Origin of the sequence: Thalassolituus sp. UBA6592, assembly GCF_002433655.1 — a bacterium.
In the GTDB taxonomy this organism is placed as follows: domain Bacteria; phylum Pseudomonadota; class Gammaproteobacteria; order Pseudomonadales; family Oceanobacteraceae; genus Venatoribacter.
Genome location: NZ_DJIO01000150.1, coordinates 1 through 1,828 on the forward strand (window position 1 = coordinate 1; position 1,828 = coordinate 1,828).

Below are 1,828 nucleotides of genomic sequence, written 5' to 3' on the forward strand. Positions count from 1 at the left end.
GCGTGTGTGATGCCCGAGATAAAGAGCTCATCCGCCTTAACGAAGCCCTGGTTTATAAAGGCAATCTGCGTCGTCGCGGCGATGGCTATTACAAATCCATTGACGGTCGTCCGTATGGTCAGCCATACTGCTCCTATTGCTGGGAGGGAAATCAGAAACTGATCCACCTGCACAACCGTATCCTCAGCAAGGATGTCCGTGTCTGCCCGCACTGTAAAAATGAATATCAGGCTATCCGTACGCCATTCCTCGAAGCTGAAGGATATACCGCCTGACGCTGTGCAGAGGGGCATAATCCAACCTGCGTCGCAGCGATGTAATTTAAACGCTATATTATATGCCTTAGTGGAATAATCATTGGGGTAGTTATGTTGCGACTGGGTTCGGTTATGGTGTTTTCTCTGGCCTGTGGTGCTGTCTGGGCTGAAGAGTTGCAGGACAATGCTGGGTCAGCAGTGCCAGCCAGCAGCGCCGGAAATACGGCAACTGCGGATAGCAATACAAGTACGGCAGACGGTAAAGCAGACTCTGATATCACCTCTGACAGTGAAAGCAGTGCTCTGGACAGTCTTGAAACGCTGCTGCCGGAAAGCGGTGAAGCCAAACGCCAGAAGCTTGAAGTCGAAACCATCTCAGAAGATGAAATAAAACCAGCCCTGCGGAAATTACCCCAGCTGGTGGAAAAAATTCAGGTCGAAGAAGCCGCCGCCAACAGTCCTTTCCTGTTGTTACCACACCGCCCGAATTACATCCTGCCATTTACTTACTATTCCAATCCTAGCAATTACGAGCGTGACCGTATTCTGCAGCACTATTCCGGCGACGATGATGCAACGCTGGAAGATGGCAACGACCATATCGAAGCGGTTTTTCAGATCAGCATTAAAGTTCAGCTGGCCAGCGGCATCATCGGCAAACTCAGTACTCTGAGTGTCGGTTACACCAACCGTTCGTTCTGGCAGGCTTATAACAGTGATATTTCCCGTCCGTTCCGTGAGACCAATCATGAACCGGAACTGATGCTCAACTGGCAGACCAAAAACAACTGGATTGATGCATTTGGTGTGTCGTTGAATCACCAGTCGAATGGCCAGACCAGCTCTATGTCGCGCAGCTGGAACCGGATTATTTTCAGTGCCTTAAGTGTCACCGATTACGCGGTTATCTCCGGTAAATTGTGGTGGCGCATTCCGGAAGAAAGCGATTCCGACCCCTGGGATCCGGAAGACAATGACAACCCGGATATCGACGACTATATGGGGCCGGGAGAGCTGACGTTACGTTTTATGCCGGGTAATCAGACCATTGATGTTACGGTACGCAACAACTTTAACCCGGATGAAAACCGCGGTGCACTGCAGCTTGAATGGACCTTCCCGATGACTAAAAAAATCAAAGGCTATGGTTTCTTTTTTGACGGCTATGGCGACAGCCTGATTGACTACAACCATTACCAACAACGTATCGGCCTGGGAATTAAACTCAGCGACTGGTTCTGATCAGGGTATGATGCGCAATTTAAAATGGGCGATGTTGTGGAGTCTGTATGTTAACCCTCGGCCTGATCATTAATCCTCTGGCGGGCATCGGTGGGGCTGTCGGTCTGAAAGGCAGTGATGGCGTCGTGGCGGAAGCCTTGGCCCGTGGTGCGGAAAAGAAAGCCGGGCAGCGTACTCAGCAGGCACTTGAGCAACTGTTACCGTTTTCCGACCGATGTCACTTTCTTACCTGCCCGGGAGAAATGGGGGCCGACCTGTTAACCCGTCTTGGCTTTTCTTTTGATCTGGTCAGTGCCGATATTCCGTTAAGCGATACCAGTGCAGAGCAT

2 protein-coding genes and 1 pseudogene are annotated in these 1,828 nt (G+C 50.7%); all 3 read left to right on the forward strand.

From position 1 onward, the window contains the following. Nucleotides 1–275 (forward strand): hypothetical protein (locus tag B2Z72_RS15140; RefSeq protein ID WP_297005216.1); only part of this gene is annotated, 275 nt, incomplete at its 5' end. A gap of 93 nt (nt 276–368) precedes the next feature. Next, the gene (locus B2Z72_RS15145) at nt 369–1,499 is read left to right on the forward strand and encodes a phospholipase A (protein WP_296982708.1); all 1,131 of its coding nucleotides are present in this window, start codon (nt 369–371) and stop codon (nt 1,497–1,499) included. A 47-nt stretch (nt 1,500–1,546) separates the two neighbouring features. Further along, nucleotides 1,547–1,828: pseudogene (locus B2Z72_RS15150) on the forward strand (ATP-NAD kinase); the annotation flags it as partial.

Excerpts from the sequence above, each read along its gene's own strand:
- B2Z72_RS15145 (WP_296982708.1), top strand. The coding sequence starts at position 369 with ATGTTGCGACTGGGTTCGGTTATGGTGTTTTCTCTGGCCTGTGGTGCT.